This window comes from Desulfitispora alkaliphila (assembly GCF_050433185.1).
In the GTDB taxonomy this organism is placed as follows: Bacteria; Bacillota; Desulfitisporia; order Desulfitisporales; family Desulfitisporaceae; genus Desulfitispora; species Desulfitispora alkaliphila.
In genome coordinates this window covers 63,859-84,289 of record NZ_JBNPXS010000007.1, presented here as the reverse complement: position 1 = coordinate 84,289, position 20,431 = coordinate 63,859, and the positions used below count along the sequence as shown (strand labels likewise).

19 protein-coding genes and 1 pseudogene are annotated in these 20,431 nt (G+C 39.3%); 15 read left to right on the top strand and 5 right to left on the bottom strand.

The window, feature by feature from the left end:
* Nucleotides 1-39 precede the first annotated feature (39 nt).
* The 8 genes from GGQ84_RS04405 (at nucleotide 40) to GGQ84_RS04370 (ending at nucleotide 5,052) form a co-directional block, all read left to right on the top strand.
* Nucleotides 40-798, top strand: a complete 759-nt coding sequence (locus tag GGQ84_RS04405; RefSeq protein WP_429159678.1) for a peptidoglycan DD-metalloendopeptidase family protein — start codon at nucleotides 40-42, stop codon at nucleotides 796-798.
* Nucleotides 799-900: 102 nt separating this feature from the next.
* On the top strand, nucleotides 901-1,158 hold the full coding sequence (gene spoIIID, locus GGQ84_RS04400; protein WP_429159676.1) for a sporulation transcriptional regulator SpoIIID: 258 nt from the start codon (nucleotides 901-903) through the stop codon (nucleotides 1,156-1,158).
* A gap of 93 nt (nucleotides 1,159-1,251) precedes the next feature.
* Nucleotides 1,252-2,280 carry a rod shape-determining protein gene (gene mreB, locus GGQ84_RS04395; protein ID WP_429159674.1) on the top strand — a complete coding sequence of 343 codons (1,029 nt, stop codon included), beginning with the start codon at nucleotides 1,252-1,254 and terminating at the stop codon, nucleotides 2,278-2,280.
* A 16-nt stretch (nucleotides 2,281-2,296) separates the two neighbouring features.
* Nucleotides 2,297-3,082, top strand: coding sequence for a flagellar hook-basal body protein (locus GGQ84_RS04390; RefSeq protein ID WP_429159673.1), 786 nt, complete (start codon nucleotides 2,297-2,299; stop codon nucleotides 3,080-3,082).
* Nucleotides 3,083-3,106: 24 nt separating this feature from the next.
* Nucleotides 3,107-3,910: a flagellar basal-body rod protein FlgG gene (gene flgG, locus GGQ84_RS04385; protein ID WP_429159671.1), complete on the top strand. Its 804-nt coding sequence runs from the start codon at nucleotides 3,107-3,109 to the stop codon at nucleotides 3,908-3,910.
* Between the two features lie 16 nt (nucleotides 3,911-3,926).
* Nucleotides 3,927-4,283, top strand: a complete 357-nt coding sequence (locus GGQ84_RS04380) for a rod-binding protein (RefSeq protein ID WP_429159668.1) — start codon at nucleotides 3,927-3,929, stop codon at nucleotides 4,281-4,283.
* Nucleotides 4,284-4,363: 80 nt separating this feature from the next.
* The gene (locus GGQ84_RS04375; RefSeq protein ID WP_429159666.1) at nucleotides 4,364-4,762 is read left to right on the top strand and encodes a nucleotidyltransferase substrate binding protein; all 399 of its coding nucleotides are present in this window, start codon (nucleotides 4,364-4,366) and stop codon (nucleotides 4,760-4,762) included.
* The gene (locus GGQ84_RS04370) at nucleotides 4,762-5,052 is read left to right on the top strand and encodes a nucleotidyltransferase family protein (RefSeq protein ID WP_429159663.1); all 291 of its coding nucleotides are present in this window, start codon (nucleotides 4,762-4,764) and stop codon (nucleotides 5,050-5,052) included. The genes GGQ84_RS04375 and GGQ84_RS04370 overlap by 1 nt, the downstream gene beginning before the upstream one ends.
* Before the next feature lie 63 nt (nucleotides 5,053-5,115).
* Here the strand turns inward: GGQ84_RS04370 and GGQ84_RS04365 are convergent, their stop codons facing one another.
* On the bottom strand, nucleotides 5,116-5,922 hold the full coding sequence (locus GGQ84_RS04365; protein WP_429159661.1) for a polysaccharide deacetylase family protein: 807 nt from the start codon (nucleotides 5,920-5,922) through the stop codon (nucleotides 5,116-5,118).
* 114 nt (nucleotides 5,923-6,036) lie between these two features.
* Here GGQ84_RS04365 and GGQ84_RS04360 point away from each other — a divergent pair, with 114 nt between their 5' ends.
* Nucleotides 6,037-6,768, top strand: a complete 732-nt coding sequence (locus tag GGQ84_RS04360) for a hypothetical protein (protein ID WP_429159658.1) — start codon at nucleotides 6,037-6,039, stop codon at nucleotides 6,766-6,768.
* Between the two features lie 162 nt (nucleotides 6,769-6,930).
* Here GGQ84_RS04360 and GGQ84_RS04355 read toward each other — a convergent pair whose 3' ends face one another.
* On the bottom strand, nucleotides 6,931-7,107 hold the full coding sequence (locus GGQ84_RS04355) for a hypothetical protein (protein ID WP_429159656.1): 177 nt from the start codon (nucleotides 7,105-7,107) through the stop codon (nucleotides 6,931-6,933).
* A gap of 257 nt (nucleotides 7,108-7,364) precedes the next feature.
* Between GGQ84_RS04355 and GGQ84_RS04350 the strand changes: the two genes are divergently transcribed.
* The 4 genes from GGQ84_RS04350 (at nucleotide 7,365) to GGQ84_RS04335 (ending at nucleotide 13,298) form a co-directional block, all read left to right on the top strand.
* Nucleotides 7,365-8,129 (top strand): S-layer homology domain-containing protein, encoded by a 765-nt coding sequence (locus GGQ84_RS04350; RefSeq protein WP_429159654.1) that lies wholly within the window; start codon nucleotides 7,365-7,367, stop codon nucleotides 8,127-8,129.
* Between the two features lie 22 nt (nucleotides 8,130-8,151).
* Nucleotides 8,152-9,111, top strand: coding sequence for an LCP family protein (locus tag GGQ84_RS04345; protein WP_429159652.1), 960 nt, complete (start codon nucleotides 8,152-8,154; stop codon nucleotides 9,109-9,111).
* Between the two features lie 57 nt (nucleotides 9,112-9,168).
* On the top strand, nucleotides 9,169-9,897 hold the full coding sequence (locus GGQ84_RS04340; RefSeq protein ID WP_429159649.1) for a WecB/TagA/CpsF family glycosyltransferase: 729 nt from the start codon (nucleotides 9,169-9,171) through the stop codon (nucleotides 9,895-9,897).
* A 464-nt stretch (nucleotides 9,898-10,361) separates the two neighbouring features.
* Nucleotides 10,362-13,298 (top strand): S-layer homology domain-containing protein, encoded by a 2,937-nt coding sequence (locus tag GGQ84_RS04335; RefSeq protein ID WP_429159646.1) that lies wholly within the window; start codon nucleotides 10,362-10,364, stop codon nucleotides 13,296-13,298.
* 389 nt (nucleotides 13,299-13,687) lie between these two features.
* Here GGQ84_RS04335 and GGQ84_RS04330 read toward each other — a convergent pair.
* Nucleotides 13,688-14,041, bottom strand: a pseudogene (locus GGQ84_RS04330) (Abi family protein); the annotation flags it as partial.
* Between the two features lie 522 nt (nucleotides 14,042-14,563).
* Here GGQ84_RS04330 and GGQ84_RS04325 point away from each other — a divergent pair.
* Complete coding sequence (locus tag GGQ84_RS04325) at nucleotides 14,564-15,040, top strand: copper amine oxidase N-terminal domain-containing protein (RefSeq protein ID WP_429159643.1); 477 nt, start codon at nucleotides 14,564-14,566, stop codon at nucleotides 15,038-15,040.
* 46 nt (nucleotides 15,041-15,086) lie between these two features.
* Here the strand turns inward: GGQ84_RS04325 and GGQ84_RS04320 are convergent, their stop codons facing one another.
* Nucleotides 15,087-17,504 (bottom strand): S-layer homology domain-containing protein, encoded by a 2,418-nt coding sequence (locus GGQ84_RS04320; RefSeq protein ID WP_429159642.1) that lies wholly within the window; start codon nucleotides 17,502-17,504, stop codon nucleotides 15,087-15,089.
* A gap of 249 nt (nucleotides 17,505-17,753) precedes the next feature.
* Nucleotides 17,754-18,644 carry a site-specific tyrosine recombinase/integron integrase gene (gene xerA / locus GGQ84_RS04315; RefSeq protein ID WP_429159639.1) on the bottom strand — a complete coding sequence of 297 codons (891 nt, stop codon included), beginning with the start codon at nucleotides 18,642-18,644 and terminating at the stop codon, nucleotides 17,754-17,756.
* 179 nt (nucleotides 18,645-18,823) lie between these two features.
* Here xerA and GGQ84_RS04310 point away from each other — a divergent pair, with 179 nt between their 5' ends.
* The gene (locus GGQ84_RS04310; RefSeq protein ID WP_429159636.1) at nucleotides 18,824-20,314 is read left to right on the top strand and encodes a S41 family peptidase; all 1,491 of its coding nucleotides are present in this window, start codon (nucleotides 18,824-18,826) and stop codon (nucleotides 20,312-20,314) included.
* Nucleotides 20,315-20,431: the final 117 nt, after the last annotated feature.

Here is a 20,431-nt window from a genome sequence, read left to right as displayed (position 1 = left end):
TTTTGGTAATAATTGGGCAGAATAGTCATGAGGTGATTAATGATGAGAGAAAAGCTACGCGACCTTATGACTAAAATTCCCAAGACCTGGAGGAAGCATTGGTACTACTTTGCCACAGTTCTAATAGTATTCCTAGTAACAGTACCAATAATCTGGGCCCAAAGTAATAACCTAGAAGTGGATGGTGTTGCTGAGAAGGACGTGGCCTCGGAGGTAATGCGTCCCGATAAGGTGGAAATGCTACCCCAGGATTTATTTAGTGAGGGAGTAAACAACAAAATTGGTGATGAGGAGAATGTAGAAGTAACCCCTGATGAAGAGCAAGAAGTGGTAGAGGAAGGCTCAGTTGAAGCGACCCCTGTGGAGCAAGAGGAAGAATGGCCTGCCATAGAGCTAAATTGGCCTGTAAACAGTGAAAAGCATTTGTCTCAGTATGGCTTTGGCTATTCAGCAACTTATGACGACTACCGCTTTAACCGAGGTGTGCACCTGGGAGTATCCAAGGGGACTCCGGTAAAGGCTGCTGCTGGAGGCAAGGTGGTAAAGGTAAGTGAAGATCTACTATATCAGAAAAGTGTGCTGATTGACCACGGTTCAGGTGTAACTAGCTTCTACGGTAATCTGGGAGAAGTTAATGTTGAGATGGACCAGAAGGTAGAAGCCAGTGCTGTGCTGGGTACAGTAGGTGAAAGGGGACAAGCTAGTTGGGCCCTAGACACTAATGTGTATTTTGAAATTAGGCATAACAGTAACGGTGTAGATCCGGTGGAAGTAATTGACGAAGAACTGAATAAATAACTAAATTTGGAAGAAAGAAAATAAAAAAAAGGCGCCTATAAGGCGTCTTTTTTTTACTGCCTTCTCATATACATTCAGTAAAATTGTTGAGGAGGCTCGTCAATGCAAGAATATATTAGGAAGCGAGTTTTAGAAATCGCCTACCATATTTTAGAGACAGATGCTACTGTGCGTCAGGCTGCGAAGATCTTTGGTGTAAGCAAGAGTACTGTCCACAAGGACTTGACTGAAAGACTGCCTTTGATAAATGAAGAGTTAAGTGATCAAGTTAAGAATATTTTAGACAAAAATAAGTCGGAGAGGCACATCCGAGGAGGAGAAGCCACCCGAAAAAAATATAAGGAGAAATGTGGTATATAGTAGAAGGATAATAACTAAATATGGAGAACTATAAATCTGTGGCCTCTATTGGTAAAAAAGGGCTAAAAAATCTAGCATTTGGGGAGCTGAATTATGTTTGGGTTAGGTATGGACATAGGGATCGACTTAGGGACAGCCAGTGTACTTGTATATGTTAAAGGCAAGGGTATAGTTTTAAACGAGCCATCAGTAGTGGCACTTAACAAAGACACTAATAGGGTGATTGCTGTAGGTGAGGAAGCCAGAAGGATGTTAGGACGAACTCCAGGCAACATTGTGGCTATTCGCCCGATGAAAGAAGGAGTTATTGCAGATTACGATGTTACAGAAAAGATGATTCGCTACTTTATTGAGAAGGTTAGCGGACGCCGTTGGATTTTTAAACCACGAGTTATGGTTTGTATACCCTCAGGTGTAACTAGTGTAGAAGAAAGAGCTGTAAAACAAGCTGCAGTACAGGCTGGTGCTAAGAGTGCATACTTAATTGAAGAACCTTTAGCAGCAGCACTAGGGGCAGGATTGGAGATATCTGAGGCCAGCGGCAATATGGTTATTGATATTGGCGGTGGCACAACTGACGTTGCGGTACTTTCCTTAGGCGGTATAGTAACATGCAAATCCCTGCGCGTGGGGGGAGATAAGTTTGATGATGCCATTGTCCGCTTTATCAGGAGAGAGTACAACCTGATGATTGGCGAGAGGACAGCTGAGGAGATTAAGATCCAGGTGGGGACAGCTTATCCTCGAGGTGATCGAAAGGAAACAACCATGGATGTTAGAGGAAGGGACTTGGTAACTGGTTTGCCAAAGACTCTTACTATAAGCTCTCAGGAGATATTTGGTGCCTTATCAGAACCTGTGGAGGCAATTGTAGGTGCTGTAAAAGAGGTACTAGAAAAGACTCCGCCTGAGCTTGCTTCAGATATAGTGGACAAGGGTATGATTATGACAGGTGGGGGTGCCCTGTTAAATGGATTGAACACGCTTTTGGCCCAAGAGACAGAGCTGCCAGTACACATTTCAGACGAAGCTATCTCCAGTGTGGCTATTGGTACAGGTAAAGCCCTTAGTATGATAAATGTGCTACAGGCAAATCAGATTACACCTAAAAAAATCATGTAAGGGGGGTTAAATCCACTTGATACGAGGACTATATACATCAGGGCATGGAATGAAGGTGCAGGGGAAGATGCACGACATAAATGCCAACAACCTGGCTAACGCAGACACAGACGGTTTTCGCAAGGACATAGGAATAAAGCAAAGCTTCCCCGAAGTGCTCCTGTATAGAATGGAGGATGCGGGAGACAAGCGCAACAATCCCAGTATGCTGCCACCTCGGGTGGGAACTATCAGCACGGGGGTACTGCTAGAGGAAGTAGTAACCACTCATAATACTCCCGGTGTTTTAAAGGAGACAGGGAGAAGGCTAGATGCAGCTCTAACTGGTCCAGGTTACTTTACTGTTAACGTGGACCCGGAGCTAGCTATAGAAGGGGAGCGTTATACGCGACAGGGTCGCTTTCAGGTAGATGGTGAGGGTCGTCTAGTTAATGGGCAAGGTCATCCAGTGATTGGGGAGAACGGAGAGATATTCGTAGATGGAGCCGATGTTACCATAGGTGGGGCAGGTGAAGTGGCTGTTGATGGAGTAGTGGTGGACAGGCTTAGAATTGTAAACTTTAACCCCGACGATGTGGAAAAAGCGGGGAATACTCACTTTCTTCATCAGAATCCAGAGCAGGTAGAGCTAGTAGATGAGCCATCTGTAAAGTGGGGCTTTCTAGAGGGATCTAATGTGGATCCAGTTTCAGAAATGGTGAATATGATTAAAGGTATCAGAAACTACGAAGCTAACCAAAAGGCAGTTCAGGCCCATGATGAGACCCTGGACAAGGCTGTAAACGATTTAGGGCGAGTATAAGGGTAAAAGGGGGCATAACACAACATGATGCGTGCACTTCATTCAGCTGGCTCAGGTATGCGCGGGCAACAGCTGAACATCGATAACATTTCCAACAACTTGGCTAATGTGAATACTACAGGTTACAAAAAGAGCAGAGTGGAGTTTCAGGATCTACTCTATAGAACAATGCGAGAGCCAGGAGCTCTTACCCAGGATGGGGGCGTAATTCCCACAGGAATTCAAGTGGGTCACGGGGTTAGGTCCTCTGCCACTACAGTTGACTTTGCTCAGGGTTCTCCTCAGGAGACTAATAATGACCTGGACCTGGCAATCAACGGAGAGGGTTTCTTTGCAGTAGAGCTACCTGACCTGTCTTTAGCCTACACAAGAGACGGCTCATTTAAAATTGACGCCGAAGGTAACTTAGTAACTAGTGATGGTTACTTCGTTCTAGACGAAGGATTTCAGCCAATTTACATTGGAGAAGAGACTATTTCTGATTTATCTATTACCCAAGAGGGGTTGATCAGCGCTCGCTTTGCGGGAGAGGATGAGCACGAGGAAATTGGTCAACTAGGAATGACTAGATTTGTAAATCCAGCGGGATTAGAGAAGATGGGGCAGAACCTGTACCGAGCTACTGAGGCGGCAGGCTTCCCAGAGGAAGGGGTTCCTGGAGAGTTTGGAATGGGGACAATACTTCAGGGCTTTATTGAAGGATCCAACGTGGAGATTGTGGGAGAAATGGTGGATATGATTACAGCGCAAAGGGCTTACGAGCTCAATTCAAAGGCAATCCATACCAGCGACGAAATGCTGCAAATGGCAAACAACCTGAAGCGCTAAACAGGAGTGATTTCCGATGAAGGTTGATATGACACATATGATGCAATCCCTTCCGGGAAAGAGCACAGGAACAGCTAATGCAGCTAGTGACAAGAGCCAAGCGGATAGCTTTGCCAAGGCACTGGAAAAAGCAGCGGAGAAGCAGGATTCCAAAGAACTTAAGGCTGCCGCTCAGCAATTTGAGAGCTACTTTCTCCATCACATGCTCAAGCAGATGCGCAGCACAGTACCCAAGAGCGACTTAATGCCCACCAGCTTTGCTGAAGAAATATATCAGGATATGCTGGATCAGGAATACAGCACACTTATGGCAGAGGGCAAAGGAATCGGCCTAGCAGATCTAATATACAAGCAATTGAAGGAGACCAGGTGAGTAATCACCTGGTTTCTTGTCCTTCTTTTTAATCTGTGATAAAATGGGAATATGTGTAATAAAGAAAGGGGTGGGATGCTTTGGGTATAGAAAAACTAGAGGGGAAGTTGGTAAATTACTCAAATGCATTAAGCAGGCTGCATGAAGCATTAGCTAGGGATGTATCAGACAGTATTGTATTAGATGCGGTGATACAAAGATTTGAATTTACTTATGAGCTTTCTTGGAAACTAATTAAAGCGTATTTAGCCTATAGTGGTATAGCAGATGTAAAAACACCTAGAGGAGCTTTTAAAGAGGCCTTTGCTGTTGGCTTGTTAAGAGATGGCGATGTTTGGATTGATATGATAGAAGACAGAAATCGCACATCCCATACTTATGATGAAGCTGAGGCGCGAAGAATTTATGAAAAAGTGAAGAATAAATACTATCCTATATTATCGGAACTAAAAAAGTCCATGGACAAGGAGTTTAAATAATGAAGTTTGGCTTAGAAGATAAAAAAATTGAACAAATTGTATCAACATTTAATAGGTATAAAGCAATAAAAAAAGCTGTGATTTTTGGATCAAGAGCAAGGGGAGACTACCAGTATAACTCTGACATTGACATTGCAGTTTACACAAATGGCAAACCCATAACAGGACTTTTGCATGAATTAGATGATGCTGCTGGCATTTATAAGATAAACCTTATTGTTGTAGATGAACTGGTTAATGAAAAGTTAAAAGAAAATATAGAGAAGGATGGTATTCAAATATACGATTAAGAAACACCAGGAGGTTTGAAGAGAACACACGGGAACCGTCCCCGTGTGTTCTCTTTTGGCTATTTAATATCGATTAATCTCCCGCACAATATCCTCGCCGCTGTAGTGGCCGGGCACGTTGATGCGCTTTAAAGCAAAGGGGTTATCACCTGGGCGGTTTACTCCGGGGCGCACTGTCAGTCCCAGCTCATAGCCCAGCTCCTTGGATACCTCTACAACTGTATCGTTGTATGTCCCGTAAGGATACGAGATAGTTATCACTTGAGTACCTACTTCTTCTTCCAGGAGTAGCTTTGACTTTTTTAGATCCGCTCGTATTCGCCTTCTATAGTCTTCTTCACTCTCACCTTCTAGCCTAGCAACTAAAGCAGGCGTGTCATCTACCGCGTAGTGCAAATCATGAGTATGGCTTTGAAGCTCTACGTGTCCTGATTGATACATCTCCCGAGCTTGATCCCAGTCAAAGTGCGCATTATAGCCAGGGGTTTGGCCGCGATAGCTAGTGATAGTGTAGATAGTAGCTGTCACGCCTAAATCTTTCAGAATGGGATAAGCATATTCATAATTGTTGGTGTAGCCATCGTCAATAGTAATGAGAAGAGGCTTTTCTATTTCCAGCTCTCCTTGTAAAAACAGCAGTAATTCCTCATCGGTTATGGTTTCGTAACCCTCAGCAAGTAAATACTTAAGTTGCTCTCTAAATACATCTGGATCTACAATGACACTACTAGCTTCGCCTGGAGCAAAGTAATGATACATTAGAATAGGTACTGTGGGGGTGTCATCCTTGGGAACTTGGGTAATTGCTACTGCTATTGCCACAAATACAAAAAAGATGTTAAAGGTATAAAGAAACTTACTTTCATTCATCTTACTGGTATCCTCCTCAAAAGATTAATTGATCTTGGTAATTATACCATAATTTGGATAAGAATAAAAAGACTTTAGAACTCCAATACTAAAAAAAAGTATCAGGAGGTAAATATGCGTGCTAAAACACTAATCTTTGTATTTTTATTCTTATTATTTATGGCTATACCTGTCACAGTAATAGAAGCAAATAGCAACAGCGGGGCAAAACAGGATAACTTAAACATATTGTTTCTAGGTGTAGATCAAGATCAGTTGGAAATGATATCAGTCTACTCAGTAGAGCAGGGAGGAGGGTACGCATCTAGAGCATATTTCTTTCCAGTGACATCATTGGCAAAAACTAACAGAAGCTTAGAAACCTTTGCAGATGTTTATGCCAGCGAAGGTGTAGAAAGTATCGTAGAGATTCTAGGACACAGGCTGGCTACAGATATTGATTATCACGTGGTAGTAGATCAACAGATTTTAAGTAAAGTGGGCTCTATAATCGGACCGATTGTGGTTAACCAAGAAGAGATAGACATAGAGGAGCTTTTCTCCTTGAGCACGCCCTATGATGATCAAATCCTAGGGGAGATGCTCAGTAGCTTTAAAAGTCCTCAAGTTTTTTTTGTTCAGCTGCCCGAACTATTTGTGGCTTTCAGGGACCACATAAGCACCGACTTTGCAATCACTCCCACTAATCTATATACTCACTATCAGTTAACCAGAAGGATAGACGTATCCAAATTACAAAAGGTGGTAGTAAGAGTAATTGATTTTGAATATGAAGAGCGCAAACTGTGTGTAATTCCTCAGGAACAGTGGATTTCCATAAGAAAAGAGCTACTTATCAACAAATAGTGGACAAGTGCCTGTGGATAGTGTGGATAAATCGGCTAAATTCTGTGGATAAAGGGTTTTAGCTGTGGAATATTTAATAGATGGAAATGTAATGTAAATATAAAAAAAGTTGCTGGGGCATCAATCCAGCAACTTTTTTTATATGGAGGTTGGTTGTTAAGCCTAGAATGCAATTCGTTTTTGTTCTTTTTCCTTCTTAACCTGAGTCATCTCCAAGTGATCATCTATATCCATAATTCTAACTAATAATTTTACCTTTTCCTCTTGATCTGCTCTAGCGTATTGACTTAAAAGGAAACCTCTTTGTCGCTCCAGTGTTTGTAAATAAGATCTGTTCATTAAGACCCCTCCTTGTTTTGTGATAGTGAGTTTTTGCACAATCTATAGTAAAAAAATATATTGTGTTCCAAGTAATTGTAATATGAGAATTGACTGACTATTTGCATTTATTATAACCGATGCAAAAGTTTGTGTCAATATGCACAAGCGAATTTTTACCACATTTTTATAAGAAATTGCGACAGGAAATGAGGGGGTGCTGTCGAATAGTATACAAAGTCTGTCTATCATTACATTTGGAAGTGAGGAGAAATCCAGTGAAGAAGTCTATTTTAGTAATAACATTAATAATTATATATACAGTGACAGCATTGGGGGCTCAAGCTGTCCAGCCTGGCTCTGACGATGATCCTTTGATGAGTAAAGGCTATCTTGATCGTTTCTTAAATGAATACTTTGAACCCAAGATGGAACAGTTAGATGATATCAACCGTCAATTAGATAGAATAGAAGAACTGGCAGCAGAATTTGAAAGAGCAGAGCTACCCTTTAAGGATGTGGATGAACACTGGGCAAAAGACGAGATAGGGTACCTTTATTATGGTGGCATAGTTGGAGGAATTGATGAACATACCTTTGGCCCCAACCAACAAGTAACTAGAGCCCAGCTTGCCGCAATGATTGTGAGAGCCAAAGGGATAGAAGATACCCCTGGGGAAAATCCCTTTACAGACTTATCCAGTGAGCACTGGGCATACAGTGAAATTTTAAAAGCCCATGCAGCTGGCATCGTAGGTGGTTATGACGATGGATCCTTTAAGCCAAACGCCAATGTGACCAGAGCTGAAATTGCCGCCATGCTTACAAGAGCCTATGTGCTAGATGGCAATAGTAGTGCTCAAGATTTTAAAGATGTGTCTGGTGACCATTGGGCCCATAGTAGCATAGTATCTTTAGTGAGGTCTGGTATTACCACTGGCTATGAGGACAATACCTTTAGGCCAAGTAACGATGCCACCAGGGCTGAAGTTGCTACGTTTTTGGCTCGTGTTTTAGATCCTTCAAAGCGAGCCGCTAAATAACTGATAAAAAGGTGTGAATTATATGACTGAGCGTAAAGATGATACTTCAATAGAGGAAAGAACAACAAGAAGAAGACGCAAGAAAAAGAAGAAACCGAAAAAAATTCTGCCACTACTGCTAATATTAGTGGTTGCCCTTTCAGCATACTTTGGGTTTCAATATACAGAGAACCTTTTCGCCAATAATGTAGATGTGACTATTCCGGGAGAAGATGATGAAAAGGATAAAAAGGACAAAGGCAAGAAAATAAGCACTGTGTTAATGATAGGAACAGATCAGCGGAGAAATGAACCGGCCCGAGCTGATGCCTTAATCCTTGCTGTGTTTAACAGGACAGACAAGGAATTAGATCTAATCTCAGTGCCTAGGGATACTAGAGCCCAGATACCTGGGAGAAGAGTGGAGAAGATTAACCACGCCCATGCCTATGGTGGAGCAGACTTAACTAAGCAGGCTATCGAGGAACTATTAGATATTAAAATAGACTCATATGTGGAAACTAACTTTGTAGGCTTTGCCAATATGGTAGACATTATTGGTGGGATTGAATTCGATGTGGAACGCCGTATGTATTATGTAGATAATGCAGACGGGACGGTAATTAACTTGCAGGCCGGTCCCCAAACATTGGATGGTGACAAAGCGCTTCAATACGTTCGCTTCAGAAATGATAGCAGAGGTGACCTAGGAAGAGTGGAGAGGCAACAGAGATTCCTAAAAGAGCTGGCAGACCAAATGTTGACCCTGGGCAATGTGACTAGGATTCCAAGCTTGGTTAGAGAGCTAAACAATAATGTGAAAACCGATATGCCTATAACTGATATGGTAACATTGGCTAACACTGTAAAGGATGTTGATTTAAATAATTTGAATACTACCACGCTGCCGGGAACTGCCAGAACTATAAGCGGCATCAGCTACTATATTTTAGATGAAGATGCCACAAAAGAACTACTAGATGAGAAGCTAGACAGAAATTAACAATTGCTCACAAAAATAAGCAATTGTTAATTTCTGAAAAAAGCGGAGGTGTACATTTTGAAGGTAAATATATTGGGTGCCCCAGTGGACAGAGTTGACATGGAGGGCGCCCTTCATTTTGTAGAGAAAGCAATAACAGAAAATAAACCAAAGCACATTATAACTTTAAATGCGGAAATAATCTATCAGGCTCAAAGTGAAACTGAGTTAATGGAAATAATTAATCAGGCTGATTTGGTAACTCCAGACGGTGCCGGGGTAGTTTGGGCATCAAAGGAGTTGGGCAACCCTGTTCCAGAGAGAGTAACCGGAATAGATTTATTGCAGGAAATAGCTAAAAAGGCTAATGCAACAGGTTGGAGACTGTTTTTCTTTGGCGCAGCCCCAGGAGTGGCGGCAGAAGCAGCAGAAAAGCTAAAGGAAAGCTACAGCAATATTAATATAGTAGGAACTCATCACGGTTTTATCAAAACCCAAGCAGATGAGGATCAATTGTTGCAACAAATAAGTGAAGCAAAGCCTCACATTCTTCTAGTAGCTTTAGGAGCACCTAGACAGGAATACTGGATAAAGAAGCACAAGGAAAAGCTAGGCATACCGGTGAATATTGGAGTTGGAGGAAGCTTTGATGTAATTTCAGGGCGCATTGATAGAGCCCCAAAATGGATGCAAAAAGTTCAGTTAGAATGGCTATATAGGCTAATTAAAGAGCCAACAAGATTTAAAAGAATGCTGGCATTGCCTAAGTTTATGGGGTTAGTAAAAAAAAGTACAAAAAAATCATGACTTTTTTTAATAGTACCCTCATAAACAAGCACCCTGACCCCGAAAAGTATACCGTAAGCAAAAACAGGGTAAACTAATAAATTTTATATTGACTAAACAGGCAATGGTATTATACAATGTAAAAGAATGTTTTTCCATTGCAAACAAGGTCCCTGCACCTTGTTTTTCGTAACTTATGGCAAAGTTATCCACAAGTTATCAACAGTTTTGCCAAAAGTTTCGTCAACTGTTATTAACGAAACAAACAAAATTCACAATCATTACCAACAACCAGCAAGTTGCTTACATTTCTTACTTTTACTGTAGTTTTTAAAGGTTTTCAAGCCTTTAAAATACACTTTAGGTTAATTGCAAAAAAATTCTTCGAAAGGAGTGATTGCTAAAACCGAAAAACTTAATATGTTTTGGGTATCAGCAACACAAATTTTGAGGAGAAAACAAATTTAAAGGGGGAAAAACAAAGCATGAAGAAGCACAGAAAGATTATTGCACTACTAATGGCACTAGCTTTCGTATTCAGCTTGGCAATGCCAGCAGCAATGGCAGCTCAGGAAGACCTAGCTGAAGTAGAAGAAGTTAGTGTAGCGGCTACAAAGCTAAATGCACTAGACATTATTGAAGGTTATCCCGATGGTACATATGGGGAGAACCAAACTATTACAAGAGCAGAGTTTGCTGCAATTGCAGTAAGAGCACTTGGTTTAGCAAGTGTTGAAAACGCTGCAAGAGGCAACACAATGTTCCCAGATGTTAACCCAGACGGATGGTACACTGGATGGATTAACCTAGCGGTTAACGAAGAAATTATCAATGGATATCCTGATGGCACATTTAAGCCAAATGAGCCTGTAACTTACGCAGAAGCACTTACTATGCTAGTAAGAATGGCTGGTTACGAGCCTTCTGTAAGAGGAAGCTGGCCAACAAGCCACCTAGCTAAGGCTGCTGAAATCGGTCTTACTTCAGGTGTTCAGTTCAATCACAGAGATGCTGCTTTAAGAGGAGACGTTTTCAGATTTGTTGACGAGACTCTAGAAGTAGATTTAATGGAAGCTTTCACTTATGAGGCTACTGGCCGTACTGAGTATAGAACAACTGACAAGAACCTTCTAACTGAAAGACATGATCTTGAAATTGTTGAAGGTCTTGTAACTGAAATTCCTCGAGTAGGAAACCTTGAGGATGATGAGATTGAAATCTTCGGTGAAGAAGATTTTGCAAATGATGGTTTTGTTACTTATGAAGTAGTTGCAGATATTGACTTTGAGGCTTTCTTTGGTATCAGAGTTAAGGCATACTACAATGACGATGACCAAATCGTTACAATGGCTCCAGCTCCAAAAGGTTCACTTTACTTTGATGCTGTAGAGTGGGATGCAGCTGAAGAAGAGCTTGTTTTAATGGATCTTGATAATGAGTTTGAGCTTCATGAAGATGCAATCGTATACCTAAATGGTGAGCTATCTTCTTTTGGCAACACTACTGTTGAGTATGATTACGCTAAAGTAGTTACTAATAGAAGAGGATATGTAGTATTTGTAGACGCTTATCAGTGGGATGACTTCATTGTAGTAGAAGAGCTTGATGGATATGATGTTTATGGATATGGCGAAGAACTTGACTTAGATGATTTTGTTGTTGTAAAAGATGGAAGAACATTGGATCTATCAGATATAGTACCTGGCGATATTGTATTCTATAATAATAATGCAGAGTATGCTGAAGTATTCAACAGCACTGTAGTAGGTGAAATTGAATATATCTTTAATACAGAATTTGAAGTTGCTGGAGAAACATTTGATTATGATAATGCTGACTTTGGAACAAGTGGAATTAATGTGAAGTATGTTGATGAAGATGGCGATATTGATAACTTCACTTCTGACGAAGCTGAAAAAATGCAAGATGAAGGCGATGTAGTAGTATTCTTAGATAGAAAAGGAAATGCTGTATTTGTTGATGGAGAGCTTGGCGTACTTGAAACTAGTACACTAGCACTATTCTTAACAGAAGACCTGAGTGGATACTTCGATGTTAGGGAAAGAGGTTACTTACTAGTTGAAGGTGTAAATGAAAATGGCGTAGAGATTGAATATGACTTCCGTTTAAACAACCTTGATAAGATTACAGTTTATGGTGATACTGAAGTTGAAGTTGGAGATGATATAACTCCAGGTGTGGAAGAAGTAGATAAGTTTGTGTTTACTGATGGTTCTGATACTGAGGTAACTACAAATGGTGCTATCGATAGCATTGGATTTAAAGGTGATGTTTCAACTGTAACTGACATACTTGCATTAAGCACTTATGCAGCTGCAAATGATGTTGTTCTTGAGCTTACTTTTGATGAAAATGGAAATGTTGTTGAGTTAGCATTCTATGACGCATCTAGATGGGCTTTGACAACAGAAGATTTAGAGCTTGATGACAGATTTGTAACAGCTACAAATGACTACAGATTGTCTTCATCTACTCCAGTATTTAACTTGGATAGATATACAGATGATGCTGATGACATTGTAGTAACTACTTGGGGAGCTCTAGAAGGATTTGGGGTTGACGATGGTGATGCAAAAGTATTCTTCGATGCGGATGGTTATGTAGACTATCTTGTTATACTACAAACTGATACAGAAGATGTTACTGACTACACAGGTGTTATTTCTCAAATTAGAAATGATAGCGATGGGGATTTAGCAAGAATCAGAGCTTTCATTGATGGTAGTGAAGAAACTTTATACATTGACCAAGATAAATATACTGAAACAAATGCTCCAGTATTAGGTCAAGCGTTTACAATTACAGTTGATGATGCAACTGGAAGAGTTCTAGAGATAGCAAATGCTAATACAAATTCACCAGTTATTGTTGATACAAACCAAGTAAGTACTGTAGACAGAACAATTAACAATGGATTGTATAAGCTTGATAGAAGTGGTGTTGTTTACGATGTTACAGATCCAACTGACATTGAAGTAATTCCATTTAGAGATTTAAGAAGCTTAGACAGTGATAATGAAGTAACAGTAGTGTTTGAGTCTGCAAATACTTCTTACTTCCTAGAAGCAATTCTAGTAACTAAAGATGGTGAAGCTGGTACTGGCGGCGCTGGAGTAGATACTTATGAGTTGAAAGACCTTCAGCTTGTAAACTCTGATGCTGATGTACAAGTCACTATTGAAGAGGAAAATGTACCATCTGGCACTGACTTTGTAGCTCAATTAATTCAAGATGGAAATCATGTAGCTTATGTAACATTTGACGATACAGATTTTGCTTCTAATGAATTTGATATAGTATTTAGTGGTGCAGGTGACACTGGATCCTTCACTGTAAGAGTATTTAAAGCAAATGACCCAGATACAATACTAGATCAAATTAGTAAGTTTTTAGTTGACTAGTTAAAAGTTAGATAGTTTTATAAAAAAGTTAGGTTTTACATTATGTGATAAAACTAACTAGATAAGAGGCAACCTCTTGCGGAAAGTACCGCAGGAGGTTGTCCTTTTGTATTTCAATTAAGACCCTCGGTGCCTGACACCAAGTTATAAACTTATTGAAATGCTGATTTAAAAACTTACCTCACAGGTGCTTATTGCGGGGTTTTTCTTTACATTGATTTGAACTAAATGCATATAATAATTCTACTAATAAGCCTAGAACATTCAAGCATAAAAAGAACCAGCGGATTAGGTCTATACCCAATTAGCTGGTTTATTATTGCTGGGGAGTATAAAGTTGTACAGTATATAAATTAGTAACTTCGAAGCAATTGCTGTAAATGATGCAATTATGTAATATAGATAGTCTTCTCCCACCCATCTGGAAATTCCAAAAGTTTTATATCAGCCTCTTCATATTGTTCAATTAAAGCTTTAAGATTTGTAACAAAACTATTCCACTCGACTTTATCGTTTATAAGTTTACCTATAATCAATAATACTGCAAAAAAGGTATCATTTTTCACACCCTTTTCTATGTCTTTTCTATGGAGAATAGGTTTAATTGTTATGTTTCGATTGTAAAGTCTACCGTAATGAGCACATATATTTCTTACAGTTGATAGTACATGTAGCCAGCTTTTAATATATTTATGCGGTACACCATATTTATGAGCAATCAAATACGCAATATGAGTTCGGAAGAAGGAGAAGTACTGGTGTGGTTTCTAGTTTAATATATTCGCCAAGTAGCTTCTCAAGATGTTTTTCGTTAAGAGGAATAATATAATTTAGTAATTCTCGTCTTATGGTTCCAATGACTCTTTCAGCATATGGGTTTTGCCAGGGAGACCGATAAGAAGTAGGTTTAGATTTTAAAACAGGATTATTGTCATAAATCTATATAATTCTTTAAAAAAGCTTTCCAATTAAACTTACCAAAGCAACAGTTGCCAGAAGCATTGAGTGTCCTCAAATAGATGCAAAATGCCTACTCTAGCGGTGTTGAAATTGATTTTAGTATTATGTGTTGCCCGGTAATTTTTAAGGCCTTCAGCGCTAAAAGAACACTTCTATATGCGAATAACCACAATAGACCTTTAATGGATATAATGCTATAATATTCTAAACTATTGAAGCATAAGGATGAGACAAAGAAAGACAAAGGCCTCTCAGAGCTAGCTGATACTATTAAGTCTCATAAATAATAAAAGGGGGTTTTGTATTTGAAGAAATTTTTATCAGGTATTATTGTGGGTGTGTTAATTGCTAGCAGTGGTATAGTTATCGCTCAAGAAAATATTAAGTTGATAGTAAATAGGCAAGAAGTGCGTACAGATGTAGCTCCGCAGATGATTGATGGTAGGGTAATGGTGCCAGTTAGATTTGTCTCAGAGGCATTAGGAGCTAATGTAACCTGGGATGGAGAAAGAAATACAGTACAAATAAGCACAACTCCACCTGAATTGTATATCTCGGAGTGGCTAAACCTAGATAAGTTAGAGGGATATGCAATTTTTGTTGCTCAAGGACCTAGGTTGATGACATTGACTAAAGGGGAGCAGGAAGTAACCTTTACTTTTCCGTTTTTACGGGAGGGTGAACAGAGAGAAGTGCGAACTGATAAGGGTACTTTGAGGATTAAGAAAGAGGATTATAATATGTATTTCCATGTTAAAGATTTAAAAGAATTGGGTTTTTAAATGAATAAAACCTCTGAGGTTGCCCCCAGAGGTTTTATTATTATCCTTACTCGTTAGCGTCAGTTAAAAGTACGAATGATACGTATCTTGAGTTATCAGCAGCTAGGTAAAGAGTTACTTCATCACCTTGTCCAAGGTTTCTAAAGTTCATAGTTTCTATGTCTGTAGCATCTTGAGCATCGTATACTACAGCGCCACTGTCAAGTAGGTATACTGTTGTACCTACAGTGATTGATCTGTCTCTTACAGAGATTTGGTCGATAGTTACTTCTACCATGTTGTCATCAGTATCTGCGTCTACTTCAACAACGTCAGTTACTCTGTTAGTGTTAAGGTCTACTTTGAACTCAACTACTGCACCTAGGTCAAGTGCATCTACATCACCAGATAGATCAGAGTCATCTTTAGTGAAGTAAGTTACTTTCTTGCCATCTACGAAGAAAGTTAATCTCCAGCTGTCGTTAGCTGTTACATCTCTCTTTTCAGTAAGCACACCAGCGAAGTCTGTTTTGTCATCTTCTCTGCTGGAGTCGCTAATTACAAGAGCGATAACTTCGTCTTTGTCATTTACATAAATGTCAGCAGCTTCAACAGTGTCAAAGTCTAATGCACCAAATGTAGTTACAATGATGTCATCAATGTCACCATCATAGTCTTCAGTTAAGAACGCAACAGCGTTTCCAGTTAATCTGTACTGACCTACAAATCTGTCATCTACATCAAACTGACCCACAGAAATGTCATTAAGGAATTTTATACTTTCAATATCTCCATCAGAGTCAACTTCAACTTGTACTACCGTATCTTTTTGTACTGTACCAGCTGCCCATGTGAATGTTACTTCAGCTTCGCTACTGTCTTCACCTTTAAAGCCTGCACCAGTATCATGAGTTAATGTAACATACTCATCATTTTCGTAAACAATTACTTCAATATCTTCTAAGTTAATGTCATATGGAACTTCTTGACCATTTTCAGTAAGTAGATCTAGTGTCCACATTGGAGTGCCTCTTAAGTTGAAGTCAGAAGTGTTCTCAGTTACATAAGCGATAAAGTCAGAAGTTACTCCGTCGCCTAGTTCACCTACAACAAACACTACATTTTCAGCTCTGTCAACAAATACTTCAACAGCGCCTTCTTCTTGCATATCTTCTAGAACACTTTCAGTAAGTGCTTTTAGCTTATCGCCATCTAAGTAATATCCGTCTACATCAAACTCTTTGCCATCAACTTCAAATGATCCATCAAAGATGTAGTCGATTTTTCCAGCAAATGCTTTGTTGTAAACTTCAGCAAAATCTTCGTCTTCGTTGTAGAATAAGATGTCTCCAGCATTTAAGTCTGCTACGTCAAAAGTGTATCCACCTTTAACAATTGTGAAGTCTTCAGCGTCAAGCTCTTCGCCATAGCTGTATACTACAAACTCATCAACTTCTTCAACTACTAGGTATCCAGTCCAGTCGTAAGCATCTATGAATGCAACATCGCCAGCTTTGTCTAAAACTACTTTGGCGTATTCATAGTCGGCTGATGTATCAGTTGTGTAGTCGATTGTTTTGTCAAGAGTTACGAAAGTAAGCTCATTTTCATTAGCATCGATTTCAACAGCATCAATGTAAACTTTGCTATCGTTGCTTACTTGAATGCTTACGATTTCGTTGTCATCGTTAGCGTATGCAATAACTTCAACACCATATAAGTACTCTACGTCTGCATCGATAATTAACTCATAAGTCTCAGCATTTTCACCAGTACCAAGTCTTATTTCATTGTCATCTAAGCTATCATTAGTTCTAGCGATAGCAGTTACTCTTTCCTCAACTTTAGTTAAGTCAAGCTTGTGAGTAAGAAGAGTTTTGTTAACAATTTCAAATCTTCTTTCAGAACCGAAGCCAGTTTGCTCCATTAAGTTTACATCAAGAGCTTCATCAACAAAAGAGAATACAGCTCCTCTTGGTGCTGGTTGATTGTGCGTAAAGCTCTGACCGTTAGTGATACCTAGCTCTGCAGCTTTTGCCAGGTAGTTAGTTGGCCAAGTTCCTCTTGTAGCTTCTTCATAACCTAATACTCTTACGATCATTGCAAGAGCTTCAGCATATGTAACATCGTTTGATGGACCGAAAGTACCATCTGGATAACCTTCAATAATCTCGTAGTTTACTGCTAGGTTAATGTAACCTGTGTACCATGCATCAGCTTTTACATCTGGGAACATTGTAGAGCCCATAGCTGATCTTGATGCTTGCTCTAAGCCAAGAGCTCTAACTGCGATAGCAGCAAATTCTGCTCTTGTGATTGTGTTGTCTTCACCTAAACTTCCATCTTCGTAACCTTCGATTATGCCTAGTGCTTGCAACTTAGCAGCTGAATCATATTGACTTGCTGCTGCCATTGCTGGGACAGCTAGACTGAATACGAAAGTTAGTGCAATTAATAATGCAATAATCTTTCTGTTCTTCTTCATTACTTGTTTTTCCCCCTTATAATGTTTGTTTTTAATTGATAGCTAATTATAAATGATGGTAAATCAAAATCCTTAGGTTAACCGATCCCTCCTCTCGAATGTTTCTAGTATGCAATTAACCTAAAGTGTATTTTAAAGGGAAGCTCCCCTTAAAAAACTTGAGAAAATCATGGTAATTAATGTAGTCAATAACAGTTGCTGAAAATTAAACATATATTTACTTTATTGCATAAAAAAAACTGTCGATTTTTATAATAAATCGACAGCATCCATTAGGTGCTTTGTTGAAGTATGGGTATAGATGGTTGTAGTGTTAATTGATGCGTGACCTAGGAGTTTGCTAATCCGGTTTAAGTCAACTCCGTAGTCTTTATATAGAGCTGTAGCAAAAGAGTGACGTAATACGTGGGGAGTAACTTTGGCTGTATCTAGATTAGCCACCTCTGCGTGCTTTTTTAAAATCTTACGTATGTATTGGGTTGAGAATTGTTTGTTATGTGATGAGAGAAACAAATAGGGAGATCTGATGGGAATTCTCTCTTTATTTATGTAATCAAAAATTGCCTTTTTAACTTTGTCGTTTAAAGGAATTTCCCTATATTTTTGTCCCTTACCACTTTGAATGTGGAGAATGCTACTTTTAAGGTCGATATCTTCGAGTTTTATCTCTACCATTTCTGAAACCCGAATACCAGTATAGTAAAGGGTTTTAATAATAGCCAAATCCCGATAACTATTGTTAGTATCCCTAGCGGCTGCGTCAAATAATTTGCGGATTTCCTCCTGCTCTAAATATTTAGGAGGTCTCGTAGGTATTTTTGGGGCGTGGATTTTTTGTGCCGGGTTTTTTGCTAGTAGCTCCTCTTCAAAGCAAAATTTAAAAAAAGATTTAATGGTAGCAATACTTCTAGCAATACTTCTTGGTGCATATTTTTTTTCATGCTTTAAATAGGATAGGTATGTTCGCAAATGTAGAGTGTTAATGTCAACAATGGAAGGGTCTTCTTGAAAATGGTTTTTTAATATGAATTCATGAAAATAGGATAAGTCCTTCTTATAACCGTTGATAGTTTGAATACTTCTATTTAATTCAACTTCTAAATAAAGGAGAAAGTTATCTTTGCAGTGAAGAAATTTCATTTGTACCTCCCGAGTAAAAGCAATATGTTAGTTTATATTAGGTCAACCTTAATTATATTTTAAGCAATGTAAAGATGCAATTCAAAAATTTCCAGAAATATGCTTATTTATAAATATATTTTTGCAGGATTACGTTATCGCATCATAGAATAAGTTTAAGAAGAAAAGAGGTGATGCTTTTGGCTTCAGGAAAAACTAGATATGTATTAGTTTTCCTAACTGTATTTTTTTTATTTATGGGCACTAGTAAAGTAGTAGCTATGGAAGATAAAGTTTTAGAAGAAATGAAGATGATGCTGAAGCATTTCTATTATGAAGAGTTAGACGGTGAGTTGAAGAATGCCAATAGCATTGAAGATATTCAGCAGGCTTTAAATGATCCCCATATTAGATACTTTCCTACGGCAAATACATCGGGGTTAATAGATAGCATAGAGAATAATAACGGAAGCGTAGGTTTTACAGTCAGTAATGTTGATGGTTACATAACAGTTGTCAGTGTGTATCCCAACAGTCAAGCAAGGGAATTCGGAATTGAGACAGGAAATATAATACTTACAATTAATAGGCAGAATACTGCCGAAATGGATATTGATACCGCCCAAGAGTTGCTCAGTGGGACTCCAGATACGGAAGTGGAGTTGGTAGTAAAGCAGGGTGGACAAGTTAATGAAATAACCTTAACTCGACAAGTATATGCTAATAGCTCTGTGCAGTATGAGTTGATGGATGATGGCATAGGCTATGTAAAAATAAGGTCCTTTACAAGAACTACTCCCAACGAATTGGTGAGGGCCATGGATTACTTTAAACGAGAGAATGCTCGCGGGGTAATAGTAGACTTGCGAAATAATAGTGGCGGTCTGGTAGAAGGAGTCTACGGAGTAGCTGAAGCATTAGTTCCTGAAGCACCTATTACTCACGTGGTAAATAGACAGAGAATTGCTGAATCCTATTACACCTCTGGCAAAGGGCTGGACATGCCTTTGGTGCTTTTGGTCAATAGGGGTACTGCCAGTGCTGCAGAAATTCTAGTCAGTGCTGTTAAGGATAATCAAGTTGGAGTAGTTGTGGGAACAGAGACTTATGGCAAGGCTTATATTCAATCAGTGTACGAGCTCAGCGATGGAGGATTATTTGCATTGACCACTGCCCAGTATCTAACTCCTCAGGGGCGAGCCATTCACAGGGTGGGGATTTCACCTGACTACTATGTGGCGCACCCAGGGGAACAGCTAGAAATGGCGGTTCAAGTGCTGAGAGAATTGATACAAGATAAAATAAGAACTAATCAAATTGGCACATGGGTTTTTATGGATATAGGTAAGAAGAACTACTTTGTTAACGGCAGAGAGCGGGAGATGCATACAGCTCCATTTATTAAAGATAGTGCTACATATGTTCCGTTGCGGAAAATAGCTGAACTGTCTGGTTCCCAAGTAGTGTTTAACTCAGAAACGAAGGATGTAAATATATACAGTAGGGGAGTAAACCTGGAGTTTAACCTGGACTCTCGTACCAGCTACATAAATAATTTTGAAGTAATAATGAGACATCCTCTAGTTGTAGTGGATGGGCGCACCTTTATTCACGTTAGATTTTTAGCGGAACAGCTGGGTGCCGATGTTTACTGGAGCCCAGAAATAAGAAGAGTGAGTATAGCAATATAGATTGTCAAGGGAAGATTCTTTTGACAATGTTGTACCCTTCTGGCAGATGCCGGAAGGGTTTTTATATTTAACATAGAAATAATTTATAATAAATGAAACTTTTGGCATAAAATTACG

Excerpts from the sequence above, each read along its gene's own strand:
- GGQ84_RS04370 (WP_429159663.1), top strand. The coding sequence starts at position 4,762 with ATGAAGTTTGGCTTAGAAGATAAAAAAATTGAACAAATTGTATCAACA.
- flgG (WP_429159671.1), top strand. The coding sequence starts at position 3,107 with ATGATGCGTGCACTTCATTCAGCTGGCTCAGGTATGCGCGGGCAACAG.
- GGQ84_RS04320 (WP_429159642.1), bottom strand. The coding sequence starts at position 17,504 with ATGAAGAAGAACAGAAAGATTATTGCATTATTAATTGCACTAACTTTC.
- mreB (WP_429159674.1), top strand. The coding sequence starts at position 1,252 with ATGTTTGGGTTAGGTATGGACATAGGGATCGACTTAGGGACAGCCAGT.
- GGQ84_RS04380 (WP_429159668.1), top strand. The coding sequence starts at position 3,927 with ATGAAGGTTGATATGACACATATGATGCAATCCCTTCCGGGAAAGAGC.
- xerA (WP_429159639.1), bottom strand. The coding sequence starts at position 18,644 with ATGAAATTTCTTCACTGCAAAGATAACTTTCTCCTTTATTTAGAAGTT.
- GGQ84_RS04360 (WP_429159658.1), top strand. The coding sequence starts at position 6,037 with ATGCGTGCTAAAACACTAATCTTTGTATTTTTATTCTTATTATTTATG.
- GGQ84_RS04335 (WP_429159646.1), top strand. The coding sequence starts at position 10,362 with ATGAAGAAGCACAGAAAGATTATTGCACTACTAATGGCACTAGCTTTC.
- GGQ84_RS04405 (WP_429159678.1), top strand. The coding sequence starts at position 40 with ATGATGAGAGAAAAGCTACGCGACCTTATGACTAAAATTCCCAAGACC.
- spoIIID (WP_429159676.1), top strand. The coding sequence starts at position 901 with ATGCAAGAATATATTAGGAAGCGAGTTTTAGAAATCGCCTACCATATT.
- GGQ84_RS04355 (WP_429159656.1), bottom strand. The coding sequence starts at position 7,107 with ATGAACAGATCTTATTTACAAACACTGGAGCGACAAAGAGGTTTCCTT.
- GGQ84_RS04345 (WP_429159652.1), top strand. The coding sequence starts at position 8,152 with ATGACTGAGCGTAAAGATGATACTTCAATAGAGGAAAGAACAACAAGA.
- GGQ84_RS04365 (WP_429159661.1), bottom strand. The coding sequence starts at position 5,922 with ATGAATGAAAGTAAGTTTCTTTATACCTTTAACATCTTTTTTGTATTT.